Below are 19,887 nucleotides of genomic sequence, written 5' to 3'. Positions count from 1 at the left end.
ACGGGGACGGCTGTGTGCCGTCGCGGCACCGCCTGCCACGCGCGTGGCTACACCAGACCAGAAAGGAGCGGATCAGTGAACGCAGTAATTTTCGGCGCCGGAGAGTCGACGCAAGCAGCGTCGGCAACGGTGATCGGCAGAGGCATCGCCCTGTTCGGCAACGCCATTGCCATGTCCAGTGGGACCCCCGTCTGTCGCGACCGCTTCTGGCTCGAGGAATGTGGCCATGCCACCGATCACCGTGGCAACGCCGTCGCTCTGGCGCAGCCCGTCGGATTTCCAGCTCCCGCGGTAGCGGCAGCACGAGCCGACAAGCGGTTCCCCGTGCAGGACCTCGTATTCAGACGCTGAGCGCGTCGAAACGGCGGCCACGGGCGAATCGCGAAAGCGAACCCGTGGCCCTTTTTGGTTGACCTCCCGCCCCTCTCGTTGATGTGCGGCAGGGCTCCACCAACGGCTCGGGTCGAGAACATCCGAAGAATCCGAATAGAGGTGGAGACAACAATGACGACCGACTGCGTTCTCGAGTCCTGTATGCCCGCCGATCGCTTCGACGCGGTCGGCATCGCGTCTGCCCAAGCCCTCGGGCAGACCGACCTTCCCTGTCAGGTGACCGACGCCGACCTGTGGTTCGCCGAGGATCCCCGAGATCTCGAGCGGGCCAAGGCGAAGTGCGTCGAGTGCCCGTTGCGGGATGCCTGCCTGGCCGCGGCTCTCGCGCGTGCCGAACCGTGGGGCGTGTGGGGCGGCGAGATCTTCGATCGCGGTGTCGTGGTGGCGCGCAAGCGTCCCCGTGGCCGCCCGCGCAAGAATGCGGCCTGAACGCAAAACCGGCCGTCTCCGACGAAAATCGTTCGGGGGCGGCCGGTTTCGTTATCAGGCCAGGCCCGGCACCCACTTCTCCATGATCGCCCGGTACGGGGCCTCGGCGTCGAGCTGTGCGGCAATGCCGACGCATCCGGCGAGCACACGGAACACCATCACATAGTGCTTGGGGACGTTGAGGTGCCGGGACGTCTTGTACACCTCGCCGCGTACGTCGGTCGCGTGACCAGCCGCGCGCTGCAACCACTTTCGGGTGAAATGGAACGACTCGGAGTACAGCGGGTCCACGTATGGACGTAGGTAGGCCTGCAGGTCGGTCGGCGAGACTTTGTCGACCTGGGAGCGCAGGATGAATCCCGCCGCCACCATGTGTTCTTTGAGTTCGTCGTATTCCTTCTCGCGCGCGAGACGCAGGATCGGGCCGGTCTCCGGTGGCAGACCGTTCGGGTAGTGGCCGACCGCGCCGAAATCCAGTGCCCCGAAACGTCCGTCGTCGGTGATGAAGAAGTTTCCGGGGTGCGGATCGCCGTGCAGCAGGCCCACGCGGAACGGTGAGGACACCTCGAAGCTCGACATCAGCGCCGCGGCATGGTCGCGAGATGCCTTCTCGCCGTGGGTGATGATCTTCGATAGTGGTGTGCCGTTAAGCCACTCGGAGACGATGACCTTGGGTGAACTCGCCACGACCTTGGGCACCACGAAGTCCGGATCGCCGTCGAAGGCCTTGGCGAACGCGCGCTGGTTGTCGGCCTCACCGAGGTAGTCGAGTTCGGCCTCGGTGCGGTCGATGAGCTCGTCCATCATCGATTTCACGTCGGTGCCGGGGGAGAGCTTCTGTATCAGACCCGACATCCGGGACAACGTCTTCAGGTCGGCCTTCAGTGCGTGGTCGGCACCCGGGTATTGGATCTTGACGGCCACGTCACGCCCGTCGGACCATACCGCGCGGTGCACCTGACCAATGCTGGCCGCGGCCGCGGGCTCGTCGGAGAACTCCCGAAATCGCGATCGCCACTTGGTACCGAGCTGTTGATCGAGCACCCGATGAACCTTCGACGCCGACAGCGGCGGCGCCTCGGCCTGCAACTTGGTGAGGGCCTCGCGGAACGGTTCGCCGAACTCGTCGGGGATTGCCGCCTCCATGATGGACATGGCCTGGCCGACCTTCATGGCCCCACCCTTGAGCTCCCCGAGAACCGCGAACAGTTGCTCGGCGGACTTTTCCAGCAGCTCCTGGTTGACCTCATCCTTGTCCCGGCCGGCCATCCGTTTGCCGAACCCGGCAGCGGCGCGCCCGGCCATACCGATGGGCAGCGAGACGAGTTTGGCGTTACGGCGACCTTGTCCCCGCGTGATGTCGGTCATAGCTTCCTTTCCCTCTTCAGGATAGAGGACCGGCGAGGTCTTCCCGGGGCTGCGCCTCACCTCAGCGTGGTGATCTCGTGGCAACCGCACAGCGGATGCGGTAGCCAGGTGGTGCTCTCGATGCGCAGCGGCGCCGGGTGCAGTTGCAGGATCCGGTTCACCAGGTGCGGGGGATCGGGCGGTGCGGTGCGACCCTCGGCGTCGAGGCTCGGGGCTAGGGCCGCAGCGAGATGATCGACCTGCTCGTGGGCTAGCGCGGCGGTCGCACGGGCGATCGACGCCGAGGCGTGTCCGCTCGTTCCGGCGAGTTGCGCCGCGAGCAACGGCCATGCCGGATCGCGGCCAGCGCGGTGACGGTCGGCGCAGTTCAGGCAGCTCGACAGGCCGGGCAGCACCAGTGGACCGAGCAGACCGCTACCGTCGCGCAACCGGACTTGCAGGTGCGGGGTGCCCACGCGCATCAGACGGTCGACCATCCACGGCTCATGGACGACGTGGTCGGTGAGGACGACCATATTGGGCAGCGAGATCGGTGACATCTGCGCGGACCCCGGTGCGATCGGGGTGGGCCGGCGGACACTGCGCGTGACGCTGTAGCCGGCGTCGGTCAGCGACGCCGACAACAGCGTGCTCAGTGGCCCGGACCCGTGCACACGAATGCGCAGCGCACCGACGCGTCGCCGCGACGGTGGACGGAGTGCCTTGCCTGCGGCGACGAGGCGATCGAGGATCGCGTCGAACTCGAATCGGGTGAGCCCGGTGTCGACCAGGTCGGAGAACACCTCGCCGCGGCTGCGTGGACCCGACAGCGACGACAACAGGTCGGCCACCGCCCGGCCCGAGACCCGCCCGGGCAGTTCGAGCACCAACGCGGTGTGTGGGTCCGCGCCGATGTGTACCCGGTTGCCGGGCCGGATCAGGACCGCCGTTCCGTCGGCGAGGACCGGCATGCCCGTTGGTGGTCCCGAGCCGGTCGTCGGCCAGGGTGTTACGGCATCGGGGTTGGTGGGATCAGGTGTCGAGGCGGCCGCTGTCATGTCGATCACCATGCCACCGACGACACCGCAGACCCACGGTGTTATCCACAGGCGGCGGGACCCGGACCGATTGTCAGGATCGGTGCGAGGTCAGGACTTGTCGTCGCCGCCTTCGGTCTTGTCGTCAGGCTTGATGTCGTTGGCTCCGTCGTTCCCGGGGTCTGCGTTGGCGCCTTCTGCATGTCCGGCCTCGGCGGCGAGGGACTTCTCGAGTTCGGCGATCGCCGAGTCGATGTCGGAGGTGTCGCCGCCGATCACCCGGTCGATGAAGGCCGCCGGAGTATCGAGATCGGTGCCATCGGGCAACAGGTCGGGGTGTTCCCACACCTTGTCGCGGGTGGCGACGTCAGACGACTCGAGAAGCGATCGCCACAACGCGGCGGCCTCGCGCAACTTGCGGGGGCGCAGTTCGAGGCCGACGAGGGTGGCGAAGGTCTCCTCGGCCGGACCACCGCTGGCCCGCCTGCGGCGCATCGTCTCGGTCAGCGCGGCGGTAGAAGGGATGCGATCGGAGAGTGCTTGGGTGACAACGCTTTCCACCCAACCCTCGATGAGGGCGAGCAGTGTCTCGAGGCGTTCGAGTGCGGCCTTCTGTTCGGGGGTGGTGGTCGGTTCGAACGACGTCGAGGAGCTGATCAGTCCCTCCAGCTTGGACGGATCGGAGAACAGCTCGGTGGGATCGATCCCCGCGGTCGCGTCAGTGATGCCGGAGAAGTCGATGCTGATTCCTCGCGCGTACTCCTCCACGGTCGCCAGCAGGCGCTGGCGTAGCCACGGCACATGGGTGAACAGGCGCATGTGCGCGGCCTCGCGCGCGGCCAGGAACACGATGATCTCCTGGGCCGGGAGGTCGAGGCCGTCGGCGAAGGTTGCGATCGCCTCGGGCAACAGCACGCCAACCCCTTCGGGCGCCAGGGGTAACCCGATGTCGGTGGAGGTCAACACCTCCTTGGCCAACTGCCCCAGGCCCTGCCCGAGCTGCGTACCGAAGGCCATTCCGCTCATCTGGGTCATCATGCCCATCATCGGTCCGGCGAACTGCGCGGCCTCGGCGGGCAGGTTTTGCTCCCACGTCTTGGCCAGTTGCGCGGCAACGGGATTGCACAGGCCTTTCCACGTGGGCATCGTCTCGTCGAGCCACTGCACCGGCGTCCATGCGACCGGCCTGCTGATGCCGGCCGGCAGCGTGGTGACGTCATCGAGCCACACCTCGGCCAGGCGAACCGCATCGGCGACCGCCGAGGTCTCCTTGTCGAGGACGGGGGTGAAGTTGCCGATCTGCTGACGCGCGAGGTTGACGGCGAGCTGGTAGTTGACCGGGCCGCCGGCCGACGGACCGGTCATCGACGACCCCATCCCGCTCAGCATGCTGCCGAGCTGGCTGAACATCTGGCCGAGTGCTGACGGGTCGAGGCCCTCGCCGCCGAGGGCGAACCCGAACGGGTTCTGGGCGCCGAACGGGTTCTGGGCGCCACCGGGGCTGTCGTTGCCGGTCGGACCGTCGTCCTTGCGGCGGTCGTCCTTGCCGCTGTCGTCACCGGAGGACGAGAAACCGAAGGGCAAATCACTCATGCCTCCACGGTACCGCCAGCGCGTCGTCGCGACCCCCTCGGTGATTTCGCCTTGAGCGTAGTTCGCGCAGGTCGACTGCGCGTGGCGGGAGTCGGCGGCAGCGCCCGGCCCTCGACCGCGCGTTGACCGTCCGCGGGATCGGTCTGCGCGGTGCCGGGGGATCGGACCCATGTCCTAGGGTGGTCGGAATGAAGGGGCCTACCTCCCGGCGCATCGTCACCGTGGCCGTGACCGTGCTGATCCTGCTGGCACTCGTCGTCGTCGGGACGACCGTTCAGGTGCCGTTCGTCGCGCTCGGGCCTGGGCCCACGGTCAACACCCTGGGCACCATCCAACTCGACAATCGTGAGGTGCCCGTCGTCGACATCAGCGGAGCGCCGACGCAGCGCACCGACGGCAACCTGAACCTGACGACGGTGTCGGTGACCGACGGACTGTCGCTGTTCCAGACGATCGGGATGTGGCTGTCGGGAACGTATTCGGTACAGCCGCGCGAGACCGTGTTCCCACCGGACCAGACCACCGAGCAGACCAACCAGCAGAACGCCGAGGACATGAGCAACTCGGAGAGCACCGCCCAAGCGGCTGCGTTGCGATACCTCGATCGGCCCACCGAGCTCGTGGCCGCACTCGTCACCCCGGACGGTCCGGCCTCGTCGGTGCTTCGGTCCGGCGACGTGATCCTCAAGGTCGGCGGCACCGCGGTCATGACCACCGAAGACCTGCAGAAGGCGGTGCGGGCACACAAGCCGGGCGATGAGATCGCCGTCGAGATCCGACGCGGCGGTGCCGCCCAGGCGGTCACCGTCAAGGCCGCCGCGCGTCCCGGAGAGCAGGACGTGGCCTACATCGGCGTCACCCCGGAGGTGCGTAACGCCGATCCCAACCTCAAGATCACCTTCAACGTCGGCGATATCGGTGGACCGTCGGCCGGGTTGATGCTGACCCTCGCGGTGATCGATCGTCTCGGCACCAAACAACTCACCCACGGCAAGTTCATCGCCGGCACCGGCACCATCGCCGACGACGGCAAGGTCGGGCCGATCGGTGGCATCACGCACAAGACCCGCGCTGCACGCGATGCCGGGGCGACGGTCTTCCTCGTTCCCGACCAGAACTGCGCCGAGGCCGCCGGTGACGCCCCCGACGGACTGCAATTGGTCAAGGTCGAGTCGGTGGATTCCGCTGTCGACTCGCTCGATGCCCTCGCCGCGGGTAAGCCGGTGCCGCACTGCTGATCCGGTGATCAGCGGTGGCCGCGAGGCCCCTGGCGGCCAGCTTTCCCCAGTTGTCGGGAGTGGCCCCGGGGGCGTCAGCTGTCGAGCGCCGTGGCCAGCGCCTGCTGGAGATCTGCCGCCATATCCGGATGGGTCCGCAACTCGCGCGCCTCGTCGGGATCATCGGGTACCAGCTCGAGCAGGGCCAGGCGCGCGCCGTCGCGCAACGCGCCGACGGCCAGTCGAGCCGCTCGCGCGTCGGGGTGATCACGTGCTGCCGAGCGCAACCGGGGTGCATCGGGCGCGGCGCCGGTGACGGCCTCGGGCAGATCGAGACCGGCCTCCGGCGGCAGCACGACGATCTCGAGGACGATCGCCGCCCCCACCACCGCTTCCGGCCACGACGCGGTCGCGAGGAACTCCTCGAGCGCTGCGTACGGTTCGACCACGTCGGTTCCGCCGTCGTCGCCAGGGTGTCGGGCAAGCGGCTCCTCGGCGAGCAGACTCAACCTCGAGTCGTCGTCGGGGTCGACGAGTTCGGGGTGCATCCGGGCCAGCATCGGGGTCGGGACCAGCGCGAAGACCGCAGGCAGGTGATCGGGTCCGTTCGGCACGAGGAAGTCGAGCGCGTCGCGTAGCGAACGGCCGAGGTCGTCGGGGGAGTGGCGAGTCGTGTCGGACATCGTGTCCATCATGCCCGGACGGTCTTCGGCCGCGGCGCCCGCACCGCCGGAGTAGCCACACTGCGGCACTGGATCGCCCCGCTGCCCGAACCCCGCACCGCCCAGTACAGTGGGTGGCCACGCCGGAGGGACGGCACAGACGGTCGCCGGGCGCATGTCCGGATTGAGAAATTTGGAGAGTGGGTCAGGTGGGCGTTCGCGGGCCGGCAGGTTTGCCGACACTGTCACGCAGGAGCAAGATCATCATCGGCATCGCGGTGGTGTTACTGGTCATCCTGCTGGTCGGGCCGCGCGTCGTCGGCCTCGTTACCGACTGGTTGTGGTTCTCCGATCTGGGCTACTCGGAGGTCTTCTCGACTATTCTGTGGACTCGAATCCTGGTGTTCGTGATCACTGCTGCGATCGTCGGCGGCATCGTCTTCGCCGCGATCGCGTTCGCCTATCGGTCGCGTCCGGTGTTCGTGCCCACGTCGGGACCCGGCGATCCGATCGCGCGCTATCGTGCGGCGGTGATGGGGCGGATTCGCTGGTTCGCCATCATCCCCCCAGTCCTCATGGGTGTGCTCTCCGGGCTGGTCGCACAGGGGGCGTGGTCGACGGTCCAGACGTTCTTGCATAGCACCGATTTCGGGGAGACCGATCCCCAGTTCGGCATCGACATCAGCTTCTACGCCTTCAAACTCCCGTTCATCACCTTCGTCCTGAACTTCCTGTTCGTCATCGTCGTCATCGCCTTCGTGGCGAGCCTGATCACCCACTACGTCTTCGGCGGCATCCGTCTTGGCGGCGGCAGCGGATCGTTGACCGGGTCAGCCAGAATTCAGCTCGCTGCCCTGGCCGGGATTTTCTTGTTGCTCAAGGCAACTGCGTACTGGTTCGATCGGTACAGTCTGCTCTCCAGCGATCGTAAGCAGGACATTTTCTCCGGTGCGAGTTACACCGACATCAACGCGGTGCTCCCGTCGAAGCTGATCCTCATGGCGATCGCGGTTATCTGCGCTCTGGCGTTCTTCGCCGGTGTCGTTCTCAAGGATTTGCGTATCCCCGCTATTGCCACGGTGCTGATGTTGCTCGCGGCGTTGGTCATGGGTGTCGGATGGCCGCTGATGATGGAGCAATTCTCGGTCAAGCCGAATGCGGCGCAAAAGGAAGCCGAGTACATCAGTCGCAACATCGCGGCGACCAGGCAGGCGTACGGGATAGGGCCTGACAAGGTCACCACGAACCCGGACTGGACCGCCGATCCGGTCGACCAGAACGCGGTCAACAATGATTCGGCGACGCTGTCGAATATTCGTGTCCTCGACCCCAACATCGTCGCGCCGGCATTTATCCAGATCCAGCAGCGTCAGAATTTCTACGGATTCCCACAGCAACTCGCTGTGGACCGCTACACAGTCGACGGACAGCCACGTGACTTTGTGGTTGCTTTGCGCGAGCTCGATCCGCGTGGGTACAGAGAGAATCAGCAGAACTGGCTCAACAAGCACCTGGTGTATACCCACGGAAACGGATTCGTCGCGGCGCCTGCCAACACAGTCGCTCAGGCGGCGTCAGCGGATAACGAGAACTTCGAGGGCGGCGGACAGCCGCTGTTCTACGTCAGCGACCTGAGCAACTACCAATCGCCCGAGTACAAGGCGAATGCGCCAATCAAGGTGTCTCAGCCGCGAGTCTACTTCGGTGAGTTGATTGCGAAAATCAATCCCGACTATGCGATTGTCGGCGGCGGGGCGGGTCAACCACGGGAGTACGACACCGCCGACAGCCGCTATACCTATCGAGCTGATTCTGGTGTTCAGCTGAGCAATTGGTTTGTCCGCGGTCTCTACGCTGTCAAGTACACCGAGCGGAACTTCTTGTTGTCCAAGGAGATCAACGATCAGTCGCGGATACTGTACAACCGAGATCCACGCGATCGGGTCAAGCAGGTCGCGCCCTGGCTCACGGTGGACACCAAGACCTACCCCGCGGTGATGGCCGATGGATCGATCAAGTGGATTGTTGACGGCTACACGACTCTGGACAACTTCCCCTATTCACAGAAGACCTCGTTGCAGGACGCCACGGACGACGCACAGAGCGCCAATCCGGGTGAGACCGGGCGTGTCCAGGCAGATCAAAGCGTTTCTTATGTCCGAAACTCGGTCAAGGCCACCGTCGACGCCTATACCGGCAAGGTCACGCTGTATCAGTTCGACGACAAGGATCCGGTGCTCAAGACCTGGATGAAGGTGTTCCCAGGTACGGTGACGCCGAAGTCAGAACTAATGAAGAACCCCTCGCTGGTGGCGCATCTGCGTTACCCGGAGGATCTGTTCAAGATCCAGCGCAACCTGCTGACCCGATACCATGTGAGCTCGCCGGAGACCTTCTTCCAGGCGAACGACTTCTGGTCGGTGCCGGCGGATCCCACCAGCACTAGCGTGCAGACAAACAAGCTCGATCAGCCGCCCTATTACTTCGTCGCAGCGAGCCCTCAGACCGGGCAGCCGTCGTTCCAGCTCACGTCAGTGTTGACTCGTCTGAACCGACCGATCCTGGCGGCCTACATGACGGTGTCGAGCGACCCATCCACTTACGGCCGCATCACTGTCAATGAGCTTCCGCCCAATATTCAGCGCGATGGCCCGGAGCAGGCGTTCAATCCGATGCAGACCGACTCGCGGGTTGCCGACTCGCGAAAGAGTTTGGAGAACAACGCCAATGTCACCTTCGGCAATCTTCTGACCCTACCGGTCGGTAAGAATGGACTGCTGTATGTGGTGCCGATGTATGCCGAGGCAAAGGGGGCTGACGCCACCTATCCGCGCCTTTTCCGGGTGATCACCCGGTACGAGGGGCGCGTCGGCTACGCCCCGACGACAGCGCAGGCGCTACAGCAGGTGGGTATCAATCCCGGTAGCGCCGATGTTCCGGTGCCCCAGGGGCAGCCGGACGCCGATACGCCAGCGGTGACCGAGCCGGCCCAGCAGGGCTCCGCGCAGCCGGGCGGGGCGCCATCGACTGACGACGCCAAGCGTGATGCCGCTGCGCGGGCCATCAGCTCTGCGATCGACAAGCTGCGTCAAGCACAGTCCAGCGGCGACTTCACCGCGTACGGTCAGGCGCTCGATCAGCTCAACAAGGCAGTTGCGCAATACGAGTCCCTCGGTGGCGGTAACTGACGTGGAGAGCGTGAATGTGGTTGTGGTCACACGTATTTCCGACCTGCAGGTATCGGGATGGAGGCGATTTGCATCCGCGCCGAGCCACCCTGTAACGTGGTGTTCACCAACGCGGGGTGGAGCAGCTCGGTAGCTCGCTGGGCTCATAACCCAGAGGTCGCAGGTTCAAATCCTGTCCCCGCTACCAAAGTTAGATTGTTAGAACCACGGTCCTGAGGGGCCGTGGTTCTTTCTTTTTCCCACGGTAGGCGACCTCTGGGGCGTTCGATGGCCCAGATGGCAGGCCGCCCGGTCGAACGGTCGTTTCGGCGGGCATGGGTCGGCAGATCTTTTGGACGGTTTGTGTCCGATTCGGGTGTTTCTGTGACCTCTGTGACGGATTTGACTGACCTCTGGGCGGTGCTGAGGACACTGGTTCTCATTAGGTCATCCAAGGGGTGTTTCCGTTCGGGCCTCAGGGCATGAGCAAGGTCTGGGTCGTTGAGTTTGGCGAACTCGGGTTGGTAGTCGCTGGCGATGATGTCATCGTCGTGGACGTAGAGCCGTTCGAAGAAGGCTTCGTTGAGTTCTCGCCTACCTGCGTCGGTGGCTTGCCGGTATTGCTCCTGTGCATCCCGCAGGATGAGCAGGCAGCGGTCGAGGATAGTGATGAGGCTGTCGCGACCCATGGTGGATTGTGCGAGGACGCGCTCGGCGGCTGCGCGCTCGATGGCGAGGCGGTCTTGTTCGCGTTTGAGGTCTTCGATACTGATGGCGTCGGCGTAGTGCGCTTCGAGGAGCTTCTGGGATTGATCGGTGACGAGGGTGAGCTTGCGGACAGCTTCGGTACGTGCGGCGTCGCGTTTGGGGAGCATGGCGTCGATGTGCTCGATGATGTCGGCGCGGATGCGGGCGAGCTGCTCGTCGGTGCGTCGAACGGTGGCCCAGTGGGCGATGACCGCTTTCTCGACCTGGTACGACTGCATGGCACGGAAGGTGCAGCCGTTCTTTCTGTTTTGACGGCCGAGGCAGTAAAAGTAGTCGTACTGCTCACCGACCCGGCGAAGGTAACGTAATTGTCGGCACCACCGGCAAGGTCGATCTCAACCGCGCATTTGAAACGTGGCTCGGCGGCCCTCGCAGCTAAGTGCCCCACATGGTTAAGCCGCAGGCGCCTTCCGGCGCCCAGCTCCCTGTCCTGAAACTTGACGATTACAACCCCGGCCTCAACCTGCCGATCGAGATCAAAGGACTACAGAACCTCCCACCCGCACGCGGCGGAGCGCCGACGCCGTTCCAGGAGCGCGTGATCTACCCGGACCTCGTTGCGAGTATCGAGAGACAACTCATGGCCGTGCCGTCAAACTTCGGCCCGAACGCTGGCCTCGCTGTCATCACACCTGATAGCTACTTCGCTGCGTTCTACGCAGCGACCTCGCGGGCGCAGTCCGGAATGGTGACCTTCTAGTTCTTAGCCCGAGTGAGTATTTCGATCTGCTGCGATCGGCTGGTTCAGCATTGCCGCCATATGCAAATCTCACGTTCGGCGAGTACCTCAAGCAGGTGTGGGGCGTGACAGTATGACTAGGACTGCCTATGACGCACGACGCAAGGACACCTGAAGGAGTGGCTTACGGTGAAGGCAGAACGGTTTCTAGCCAAGGCTCAGCGGTCCTATCCGGATGCTGATGTGGCGGTCATGGGGTCCAGACTGGCGGGGACTGCGCGTGAGCTGTACCGTGCCGCCCCTGAGGTGTTTCCCCGCACGTGGAACGATATCGGCTGGTACTCATTGACTCGGGGCCGAGGGGAACTGGAGTCTCTTGATCTCGGCGACGACGAGGTTGCCGCGCTGGTGTGTCGCCGGATGATGCGTGAAGATCCGGACGGGCCTGAGGTTGACTGGCAGCCCTACGTTCGGTTGGATTCGCAGGGGTTGCCGGTGTTTTCGCTCACTGGGCATGTGGGGACTTATGCCACTGGAAGCCTTACGTTGAACCTGCAAGTCGATAGCATGAAGTACGAGGTCATTCAAGGGGACTGTCTGACGTCTGAACAGCGACGGGTGATTGTGAGAATGCTGGCTGAGGCCTGGCGATATGACTGGGTGTTGCACGAACTTGTCGACCAATCGGTGGTTGTCCCACAAGTGGTGTTGCCCGCGATCACCGATCTGGAGGGCCGTCGACGCGCTGCGGGTGTTCGTTGGCGGACGCTTCTCGGGTGGTTGACGTATCTCGATGAGTCGTACTACCCGGTCGACCCGCACACCCGTGATCTGCCGTCGTATGTGTCAATCGACCGCTTCCGATCGGGTGTTCTCATCCAGATCGGCGAGCGCGCTGAGGACATAACCGAGTCAATGATCGCCGCCACCCGCAGGGCCATCGGGCTCGAGTACATTGCCGACCTTCTTTGAGCTATCAGATATCAGATCGCCAGCTGGAAAGGTATTGGGCCGTCGAATAAGTGGTGACTGTTGGCGAGCCATAAAGGTAGAATCTATTGGACCCTGAGTTTTCATCCCTAGACTGAACCCATGATCGAAGCACAACTGGCAGGACCTGCCAATCAGGGGAGCGTGATCGGGATCGGGTGCTACTCCGTGGAGGTCGCGTCCGTCGCGTCGTTCGAGGGTATTGATGTAGCCAATCGGTGCTCGGCCCACTGTACCTCCGGCTTCGATCTTGCGTTGCATTTTGCGGGAGATGTCGGCACCGTCGCGGGCGGAACGGTATTCGTTGACCGCGGTCAGCAGGCCATGGGTGAGTTGGCCGACCGGGGTGTTATCGACGTTCTCGGTGGCTGAGAGCAGGGTGACTTGATGTCCGGCTAGTTGGGTGGCGATCGTGACGTCGTCGATTCGATTGCGTGCCAGGCGGGAGAGGTCGTACATGATGATGTGCGTGATGTTCCGGTCTGCTGCGATTCGCTGGAGGAGTAGCTGAAGTGCTGGGCGGCCAGTAATGCTAGTAGCCGAACGGCCGAGTTCAACGTACTCGTCGGCAATGATCAGGCCTTGCTGGTCGGCAGTGCGCCGGCAAGCCTGTCGTTGGGCTGGGATGGAAAGTCCCTCCGGCCCAAGGTCGGTGCGCAGTTGTCGGGCGGTGCTCACTCGCAAGTAAGTGAGTGCGGTAGGGCGCGCGTGATTGTTTGGGTTGATAGAGGACCTCCTTTCGACTTAGCCTCGATCCACCGATCGGGTTCGTGGGGTGTGGTGAATTGTGTTGCGCGCGTTCGGTTTGGCTGTGGGCGTGTGAGAGTCGCCGATCTCTGATGTCGGCTTGTTTCACTGGGTTTCGGGTCGGGGCCGCTGGGCCGGGATGGTTAGGCGGGTCACGCCGCCTGTTTTCGGCCGATGGTGTTGGTGAACAACAGGTTCCACTCTTCTTCCCAGGGCCAGCGGGCGGGTAGGTGCATCGTGAGACGCCGCGCGGAGGACGCGATACGCGCGGGGATCCAGATCAGGGTGCGGCGAACAGTCGGGGTGGTGGCTGTGGCCAGGCGCTGCCCGGCCAGGGTCGCTGCGGCGCGAGTGAGGTTGAACGCGATCACCGCACACACCAGCCGCGCGGCGTTCGCGGTGAACGTCCCCGATGGCAGATGCGCCAGCGCGGAGGCTTTCAGGTCGGCGTGGATCTGCTCGATGATCGCGTGCCCACGATGAACCTTGTCCGCGGTCACGGTGTCGAGAGTGCTGGTGGTGAAAAACGCGTGAAACCGCCACACATCGAACAACCCCTCGCCGGCGGGGGCGAGATCAGGGATACGCCGCACCACCAGCCGGCCGGGAACCTGCAGGGCTGTGGCTTTCGAGGTGAACGCGGTGAACTCGATCTCGGCGACCTCGGCCCGCGACACCCACTGCCCGCTGTCCTCGTCGAACACGGCGTCGGTGTACTCGATCGGCGTCCACGCATCAGCGCCGATCTCGCTGATCGCTGCCCGTATCCGCGCGTCCTGACGCACGGTGACCGACACCTGCGCCCCGGCACGGATCGCGGTGTTGATCGCGCGATGACCGTAAAACGCCGAATCCGCCCGCAACAACACAGGTCCGGACGCATCCCGAGACCGGAGCCTGGTCAGGGTGGCCAGGGTGTCAGCGATCAACCGGTGCGCTCCGCGCGACGAACCGCAGGACCCCCGGCGGAGGCGTTGCGCGGCGATCACCGGCGTGCCCCGCCTGCAGGTCAGGGTGGTGATCGCCGAGTTCAACCCGCGCACCTTCGTGTAGCCGAACCCGGCACCCTGCTTGGCGTGGCCGTGGACCTCGATGATCGAGTCGTCGATGTCGACCATCACCGGCCCGTCGATACCGGCCAGCACCGGGGTGTGAGCGTGCAGTCCGGCCAACATGCGCGCGGCGACGGCATCCAACTGGCGGACATGCCCGAACCGGAACTCACGCAGAAACGATCCCAGCGTCGACGGCGCATAGGGGTGATCAAACACCCGACCCATCGCCCCGTGCCGCAACAAGCCCGTGTCGTCGATGCTGTCAGCGCCGGCCACCATCCCGGCGACCAACGAGAACACTTTCCGATCCGGGTGGGAACCCTTGTCGGTGGGCACGCTCAGATGCTCGCAGGCGAGCTCGGACAGGCCAGCCTGTTCGGCCAGCGCCGTCACCGGTACCAGCCCGGCCGCCCCGAGCAGATTCGGATCATCACACGATGCAGACTGGACCGGAAGATTGTGAGACAATCGCATCTACGAGATGCCCTCCTTCGTGTACGGATGGAAACCTAAGTAAGTCCCATTCTGCCACTTGGACAGGGCATTTCGTCTATCCCACAACGGGCGGGAACATACGAATCGGTGGATCGAGGTCAAGACCCACCGATGACGGCGGGTCTTGATACGTTCGGTTTCGCACAGACGAACAAGAGGGATGCGGGCAGTGGCGTGAGCGAGGGTGTGGTCACCGACGGCGAACTGATCGCCCGGGCCGCGCTGTGGTGCGCACACGATCCTGATGCGGCCACCCGCGCCGAACTCGCCGGTCTCCTCGCCGGCGCGAGATCACAGGATGCGGAGGCACTCGACGAGTTGCGCTCGCGGTGTGCCGGTCCGCTCGAGTTCGGCACTGCGGGCCTGCGGGCAGCGGTGGGCGCGGGCGAATCCCGGATGAACTCCGCCGTCGTCATCCGGGCCACCGCCGGGCTGGCCCGCTATCTGCTCGATGTCGTCGGACCCGACGCCGTGGTGGTCGTCGGTTGTGATGCGCGGCATGGTTCTTCGCGATTCCGGATAGCCGCGTTGCAGGTACTGTCCGGCGCCGGCCTGCGCGCTATCGCCCTGCCCGCGCAGTTGCCCACACCGATCACGGCGTATGCGGTGCGCGCGCTCGGCGCCGACGCCGGGATCATGATCACTGCTTCCCACAATCCGCCCGCCGACAACGGATACAAGGTGTACCTGGGTGGACGGGCGACCGACACCGATGGAGCGGGGGTGCAGATCGTGCCGCCCGCGGACACCGAGATCGCGTCGCGGATTGCCGACAGTCCGGCGGCTGACGAGGTACCGCGCTCCGACGACCGGATCACCGACGCCGATCCTGATCTGGTGCACGGCTACGTCGCCCGCACGGCCAGTCTTCGCGGGCGTACTGAGCCGTCACCGGTGCGCGTGGTGCTGACCGCGATGCACGGCGTCGGCGGTACTACGGCGATGCGGGTCCTGCGGGCCGCCGGCATCGCCGACGTCCACCCCGTGCCGGCGCAGTTCCTACCGGACCCGGACTTTCCGACCGTGGCGTTCCCGAACCCGGAGGAACCCGGCGCCATCGATCTCGCGATCGCCCACGCTCAGGATGTCGATGCCGACGTCGTCATCGCGCTCGATCCCGACGCCGACCGCTGTTCGGTCGCGACGAGCCGCGACGGACTCTGGCGGCAGCTCTCCGGCGACGAGATCGGTGCCCTGCTCGGCGAGCAGGCCGCCGCCGACGCTTCCCGGCCCGGCGATACCCTCGCGTGTTCGATCGTGTCCAGCAGGCTGCTGGGCCGCATCGCCGCCGCCCACGGTCTGCGATTCACGCAGACCCTCACCGGATTCAAGTGGATAGCGCGCACACCCGGTCTGCGATTCGGCTACGAGGAGGCCATCGGTTACTGCACCGATCCCGACGCCGTGCACGACAAGGACGGTATCGCCGCCGCCGTCCGCATAATCACCCTGGTAGAGGATCTCGCGGCGACCGGTGCGGGCCTGGAGGACCAGCTCGACCACCTGGCTCATGTGCACGGGCTCCACAGCACCTCGGCCCTCAGCGTGCGCGTCGAGCACCCCGCGGTGATCGAGGCCACGATGACCAGGCTGCGGTCGGCCCGGGTGGACCGATTCGCCGGGGAGGCGATCGTTGAGTTCCGCGATCTCGCACGTGGTGGGGATGACCTCCCGCCGACCGACGCCCTGCTATTCCGCACCGCCGCCGACGATCGGGTCATTATCCGGCCGTCGGGTACTGAACCGAAGCTCAAGTGCTATCTCGAGGTGGTCATTCCGGCCGACGATGTGCGTACCGCAGGGGTGCGGGTGGCACGGGCGACGGCGCAGGCACGCCTTGACGACCTCGCCACCGAACTTACCTCGCTTCTGAAGCTCTGACCCGCACGGTGAGGCCGGCGGGCCGACCCGCGGTTCCGTGGCCCGCTGCGGGTCGGGTGCTGAGAGGGGTGTTCTCCGTGTCGCACAATTCAGACGCCATAAAACTCCGAATAGGCGCATAATATCGTCGACGTGTTATTCCCAGATGGAAAAATCTCGGTTTTCTTTACATGTGACATTTATCTATTGATGCTCGCCGAAAACCGCCTGGTCAGGCGTCCGGGTACGGACCATTAATGCCGCACGGTGCTATTGTGCGTTTTGTATTCAGCAGTGCAGTACTATGAGGGGGCTCTATCCGATGGCACGTCGAACCGTGGTTACATTCGTTGATGATCTCGACGGAAAAGAACTGAAGGAAGCCGTCACAATCACTTTCAGTGTCGACAACAAAGCCTATGAATTCGATACGTCGCCGGCGCACGCCAAGCAATTCCGGCAGGATCTCGAGCAGTATGTGTCGGCCTCCCGCTCGGCCGGTAGCCGCCGGTCGAAGGCGGCCCGAAGTGCACGTTCGTCTCGCGATCTGAAGGCCGTGCGCGACTGGGCGCGGGTCAACGGCTATGACATCAGTGATCGCGGACGTATCGCAACGGAGATCATCGAGGCGTACCAGGCCGCCAACTGAGGGTCGAGACTCGTTCCTGCGCTCGATGTGCCGGATGCGTAATGTCGCCGCATGGTTGACCACCTTCCAAATACCGACAGGTCCATCCAGCCACATCGCCGAGCTGATCGGGGAGGAGCGCGAGTTGCGCGAGCGACTCGGTCGCGGAGATATCAGCAATCGTGAAGAGAATCCGCGACTGCGCGCACTCGAGGTGGACCTCGATCAATGCTGGGATCTACTGCGGCAACTTCAGGCACGCCGACATGCCGTGCAGAGTCCCGGCGACAATGTCGTGCCGTTAAGCCGACGTCGTCGAGAACTGACTTCGCGCCCAGATCGCACGCGACATCGCACACGTCGCCGAATCCCCATCGCCGACACCGACGCCCGGCGAACCCATCCGATCGGACCTGACCTGCCCGATCGGACCTGACCTGCCCGATCGGACAGTTCGTTGGCGCATCTGCCGACTGATCTGCGCACGTGTTGTCAACTACTCGCACCGAGGTGTGAGGCTGGTTACCCTCGAATCGGCAGCGTGGCAGGTCGCCCAAACTTCTCTGCCGCGACATCGATCGACGTGAGGACGGCAGTGGCCAGCAACAGCGACGCGCGCACCTTCGGCTCGGACAGCTACGACAACGCATTTCGCGACAGCGTCGAGAACCGGGAGTCGTTCTGGCTCACCGCCGCCGCAGAGATTGAGTGGTCGGTGCCGCCCACTGTGGCGCTCGACGACTCACACGCACCGATCTATCGCTGGTTTCCCGACGGCATCCTGAACACGTGCGTCAACGCGCTCGATCGCCACGTCACCGCCGGTCACGGCGATCGGCTGGCGCTCATCTGGGATTCGGCGATGGTCGGTGAGGTGCGGCGCTACACCTATGCCGAACTCCTCGACGAGGTGTCACGCTTCGCCGGGGTACTCGGCGCGGCAGGCGTCGCGGTGGGTGACCGCGTCGTCATCTACCTGCCGATGATTCCCGAGGCCGCGATCGCGATGTTGGCGTGCGCCCGTATCGGCGCCGTCCACTCGGTGGTCTTCGGCGGTTTCGCCGCGCCCGAACTCGCGGCCCGGATCGACGACGCCGAGCCGGTAGCGATCGTCACCGCTTCCGGAGGTCTCGAACCCGGCCGCGTCGTGGAGTATCTGCCGATGGTGCACAACGCGCTCGAACTCGCTGCCAAGCCACCGACCGCGGTCATCGTCAAGGACCGCGACGAGGTGCCCGGCTCAGCCGCCGACCACGATGGCTGGCTCGACTGGGACGACGCGATCGCCGATGCCGCCCCGGTGGCGCCGGTGATGGTCGCGGCCACCGATCCGCTCTACATCCTCTATACCTCGGGGACCACCGGGAAACCCAAGGGCGTCGTCCGCGACAACGGTGGCCATGCCGTCGCGCTGGCCTGGTCGATGCCCAACATCTACGACATCCATCCCGGCGACGTCTGGTGGACCGCGTCCGACGTCGGGTGGGTCGTCGGCCACTCCTACATCGTCTACGGTCCGCTGCTGACCGGCGCGACGACGATCATGTACGAGGGCAAGCCCGTCGGCACCCCCGACGCCGGTGCGTTCTGGCGCGTCATCTCCGAACACCGCACCAAGGCGCTGTTCACCGCACCGACCGCGATCCGCGCCATCCGTAAGGCCGATCCCGACGCCGCGCTGCTCGCCCAATATGACGTCTCCTCGCTCGAGGCCCTGTTCGCCGCCGGCGAGCGCCTCGACCCCGACACCTTTGAGTGGGTGGGGCAGATCCTCGGGATCCCGGTCGTCGACCACTGGTGGCAGACCGAGACCGGCTGGGCGATCGCAGCCAATCTCCGTGGGCTGGCACCCATGCCGATCAAGGCCGGCTCGCCGACCGTGCCGGTGCCGGGGTACCGCGTCGGCGTCGTCGACGCCGAGGGCGCCGTGGTCGCGCCCGGTACCGAAGGCAACATCGTCATCGAACTCCCGCTGCCGCCGGGAACCCTCGCCGGATTGTGGCAAGACGACGAGCGTTACCGCAGTTCCTATCTCACGGCCTTCCCCGGGTACTACCTGACCGGCGACTCCGGATACGTCGACGCCGACGGCTATGTGTTCGTCCTCGGCCGCTCCGACGACGTCATCAACGTCGCCGGACACCGGTTGTCCACCGGCAGGATCGAGGCGGTCGTCGCCGCGCATCCGGCGGTGGCCGAATGTGCGGTGATCGGCATCCACGACGACCTCAAGGGGCAGCGACCCAGCGGGTACGTGGTGCTCAAGTCGGGGGCGGAGATCGAGCCCGACACCCTGCGCGCCGAGCTGGTCGCCATGGTGCGCAACGAGATCGGGGCCGTCGCGTCCTTCCGTGACGTCACCGCGGTGCCGGCGCTACCGAAGACCCGCTCGGGCAAGATCCTGCGAAAGACGATGCGTCAGATCGCCGATCACGAGGACTACACGGTGCCCTCGACCATCGAGGACCCGGACGTGTTGGCGGCGTTGGCGCGTCAGCTCGGCGGCTGAGCCGCCGAATCGTTCGGCGTTCGGGTGCGGTGAGGATGGACTCGGGGTCAGAGGGTGGCTCCCGGCAGCGCCCGCCCGCCGCTGTTCGTCCGGAACTGGCTGCCGGCCCTGCCCGCACTCGTGGCGCGTATCCCGGCGATCGTCGTGACGGCACGGGTCGGCGTGGGCGCCGGCGCTGCCCCGGCGGTCGGCGTGATCCCGGAGCTGGCCGTGGGCGTCCGTATGCCCGACGCTTTAGCCTCGATCCACCGATCCGGCCTTCTGGAGCGTGGTGAATGGTGTTGAGCACCTTCGTTTGGGTGGTGGGCGTG

17 protein-coding genes, 1 tRNA gene and 1 pseudogene are annotated in these 19,887 nt (G+C 65.0%); 13 read left to right on the top strand and 6 right to left on the bottom strand.

The features are described 5' to 3' along the window. The first annotated feature begins 75 nt into the window (after window positions 1-75). Entirely contained in the window at window positions 76-351 is a 276-nt protein-coding gene (locus EF294_RS10225; protein WP_123929123.1) for a hypothetical protein, read from the top strand. A gap of 153 nt (window positions 352-504) precedes the next feature. Beyond that, window positions 505-822: a WhiB family transcriptional regulator gene (locus tag EF294_RS10220; protein WP_246007798.1), complete on the top strand. Its 318-nt coding sequence runs from the start codon at window positions 505-507 to the stop codon at window positions 820-822. A gap of 54 nt (window positions 823-876) precedes the next feature. On the opposite strand, the gene EF294_RS10215 is transcribed toward EF294_RS10220, so the two are convergent. From EF294_RS10215 to EF294_RS10205, 3 genes are all read right to left on the bottom strand, one after another. Then, complete coding sequence (locus EF294_RS10215) at window positions 877-2,190, bottom strand: ABC1 kinase family protein (protein ID WP_123929120.1); 1,314 nt, start codon at window positions 2,188-2,190, stop codon at window positions 877-879. Window positions 2,191-2,246: 56 nt separating this feature from the next. Beyond that, window positions 2,247-3,227: a hypothetical protein gene (locus EF294_RS10210; RefSeq protein WP_246007797.1), complete on the bottom strand. Its 981-nt coding sequence runs from the start codon at window positions 3,225-3,227 to the stop codon at window positions 2,247-2,249. 90 nt (window positions 3,228-3,317) lie between these two features. Beyond that, a complete protein-coding gene (locus EF294_RS10205; RefSeq protein ID WP_123929114.1) occupies window positions 3,318-4,799 on the bottom strand; it encodes a zinc-dependent metalloprotease in 1,482 nt (493 codons plus the stop codon). A 188-nt stretch (window positions 4,800-4,987) separates the two neighbouring features. On the opposite strand from EF294_RS10205, the gene EF294_RS10200 reads away from it, so the two are divergent. Then, complete coding sequence (locus tag EF294_RS10200) at window positions 4,988-6,037, top strand: YlbL family protein (protein ID WP_123929111.1); 1,050 nt, start codon at window positions 4,988-4,990, stop codon at window positions 6,035-6,037. Between the two features lie 74 nt (window positions 6,038-6,111). On the opposite strand, the gene EF294_RS10195 is transcribed toward EF294_RS10200, so the two are convergent. Beyond that, window positions 6,112-6,699, bottom strand: a complete 588-nt coding sequence (locus EF294_RS10195) for a PPA1309 family protein (protein ID WP_246007796.1) — start codon at window positions 6,697-6,699, stop codon at window positions 6,112-6,114. 179 nt (window positions 6,700-6,878) lie between these two features. Between EF294_RS10195 and EF294_RS10190 the strand changes: the two genes are divergently transcribed. From EF294_RS10190 to EF294_RS10170, 5 genes are all read left to right on the top strand, one after another. Next, entirely contained in the window at window positions 6,879-9,866 is a 2,988-nt protein-coding gene (locus EF294_RS10190) for a UPF0182 family protein (RefSeq protein ID WP_246007795.1), read from the top strand. Window positions 9,867-9,976: 110 nt separating this feature from the next. After that, window positions 9,977-10,053: transfer RNA gene (locus EF294_RS10185), tRNA-Met, on the top strand. A 274-nt stretch (window positions 10,054-10,327) separates the two neighbouring features. Then, a complete protein-coding gene (locus EF294_RS10180; protein WP_123929105.1) occupies window positions 10,328-10,921 on the top strand; it encodes a hypothetical protein in 594 nt (197 codons plus the stop codon). 80 nt (window positions 10,922-11,001) lie between these two features. Continuing rightward, the gene (locus EF294_RS10175; RefSeq protein ID WP_123929103.1) at window positions 11,002-11,313 is read left to right on the top strand and encodes a hypothetical protein; all 312 of its coding nucleotides are present in this window, start codon (window positions 11,002-11,004) and stop codon (window positions 11,311-11,313) included. Between the two features lie 168 nt (window positions 11,314-11,481). Then, on the top strand, window positions 11,482-12,264 hold the full coding sequence (locus tag EF294_RS10170; protein WP_123929101.1) for a hypothetical protein: 783 nt from the start codon (window positions 11,482-11,484) through the stop codon (window positions 12,262-12,264). Here EF294_RS10170 and EF294_RS10165 read toward each other — a convergent pair. Both EF294_RS10165 and EF294_RS10160 read right to left on the bottom strand, forming a co-directional pair. Then, window positions 12,205-12,966: a recombinase family protein gene (locus tag EF294_RS10165; protein WP_281275996.1), complete on the bottom strand. Its 762-nt coding sequence runs from the start codon at window positions 12,964-12,966 to the stop codon at window positions 12,205-12,207. The genes EF294_RS10170 and EF294_RS10165 overlap by 60 nt on opposite strands. 215 nt (window positions 12,967-13,181) lie before the next feature. Further along, complete coding sequence (locus EF294_RS10160) at window positions 13,182-14,558, bottom strand: IS1380 family transposase (protein WP_123929097.1); 1,377 nt, start codon at window positions 14,556-14,558, stop codon at window positions 13,182-13,184. A gap of 195 nt (window positions 14,559-14,753) precedes the next feature. On the opposite strand from EF294_RS10160, the gene EF294_RS10155 reads away from it, so the two are divergent. From EF294_RS10155 to EF294_RS10135, 5 genes and pseudogenes are all read left to right on the top strand, one after another. Next, complete coding sequence (locus EF294_RS10155) at window positions 14,754-16,460, top strand: phospho-sugar mutase (RefSeq protein ID WP_123929095.1); 1,707 nt, start codon at window positions 14,754-14,756, stop codon at window positions 16,458-16,460. A 301-nt stretch (window positions 16,461-16,761) separates the two neighbouring features. Continuing rightward, a complete protein-coding gene (locus EF294_RS10150) occupies window positions 16,762-17,088 on the top strand; it encodes a histone-like nucleoid-structuring protein Lsr2 (RefSeq protein WP_123929093.1) in 327 nt (108 codons plus the stop codon). 34 nt (window positions 17,089-17,122) lie between these two features. Beyond that, window positions 17,123-17,350 (top strand): annotated as a pseudogene (locus tag EF294_RS22680) (DUF2630 family protein); the annotation flags it as partial. A 312-nt stretch (window positions 17,351-17,662) separates the two neighbouring features. Then, window positions 17,663-19,576, top strand: coding sequence for a propionyl-CoA synthetase (locus tag EF294_RS10140; protein ID WP_123929091.1), 1,914 nt, complete (start codon window positions 17,663-17,665; stop codon window positions 19,574-19,576). Window positions 19,577-19,630: 54 nt separating this feature from the next. Continuing rightward, window positions 19,631-19,861: a hypothetical protein gene (locus EF294_RS10135; RefSeq protein WP_246007793.1), complete on the top strand. Its 231-nt coding sequence runs from the start codon at window positions 19,631-19,633 to the stop codon at window positions 19,859-19,861. Window positions 19,862-19,887 lie beyond the last annotated feature (26 nt).

Source organism: Gordonia oryzae (assembly GCF_003797185.1).
In the GTDB taxonomy this organism is placed as follows: domain Bacteria; phylum Actinomycetota; class Actinomycetes; order Mycobacteriales; family Mycobacteriaceae; genus Gordonia; species Gordonia oryzae.
The sequence above is the reverse complement of the archived record's forward strand: the minus strand, read 5'-3'. Positions and strand labels throughout refer to the sequence as shown.

Excerpts from the sequence above, each read along its gene's own strand:
- EF294_RS10220 (WP_246007798.1), top strand. The coding sequence starts at position 505 with ATGACGACCGACTGCGTTCTCGAGTCCTGTATGCCCGCCGATCGCTTC.
- EF294_RS10215 (WP_123929120.1), bottom strand. The coding sequence starts at position 2,190 with ATGACCGACATCACGCGGGGACAAGGTCGCCGTAACGCCAAACTCGTC.
- EF294_RS10210 (WP_246007797.1), bottom strand. The coding sequence starts at position 3,227 with ATGACAGCGGCCGCCTCGACACCTGATCCCACCAACCCCGATGCCGTA.
- EF294_RS10205 (WP_123929114.1), bottom strand. The coding sequence starts at position 4,799 with ATGAGTGATTTGCCCTTCGGTTTCTCGTCCTCCGGTGACGACAGCGGC.
- EF294_RS10200 (WP_123929111.1), top strand. The coding sequence starts at position 4,988 with ATGAAGGGGCCTACCTCCCGGCGCATCGTCACCGTGGCCGTGACCGTG.
- EF294_RS10195 (WP_246007796.1), bottom strand. The coding sequence starts at position 6,699 with ATGTCCGACACGACTCGCCACTCCCCCGACGACCTCGGCCGTTCGCTA.
- EF294_RS10180 (WP_123929105.1), top strand. The coding sequence starts at position 10,328 with ATGAGCAAGGTCTGGGTCGTTGAGTTTGGCGAACTCGGGTTGGTAGTC.
- EF294_RS10175 (WP_123929103.1), top strand. The coding sequence starts at position 11,002 with ATGGTTAAGCCGCAGGCGCCTTCCGGCGCCCAGCTCCCTGTCCTGAAA.
- EF294_RS10160 (WP_123929097.1), bottom strand. The coding sequence starts at position 14,558 with ATGCGATTGTCTCACAATCTTCCGGTCCAGTCTGCATCGTGTGATGAT.
- EF294_RS10150 (WP_123929093.1), top strand. The coding sequence starts at position 16,762 with ATGGCACGTCGAACCGTGGTTACATTCGTTGATGATCTCGACGGAAAA.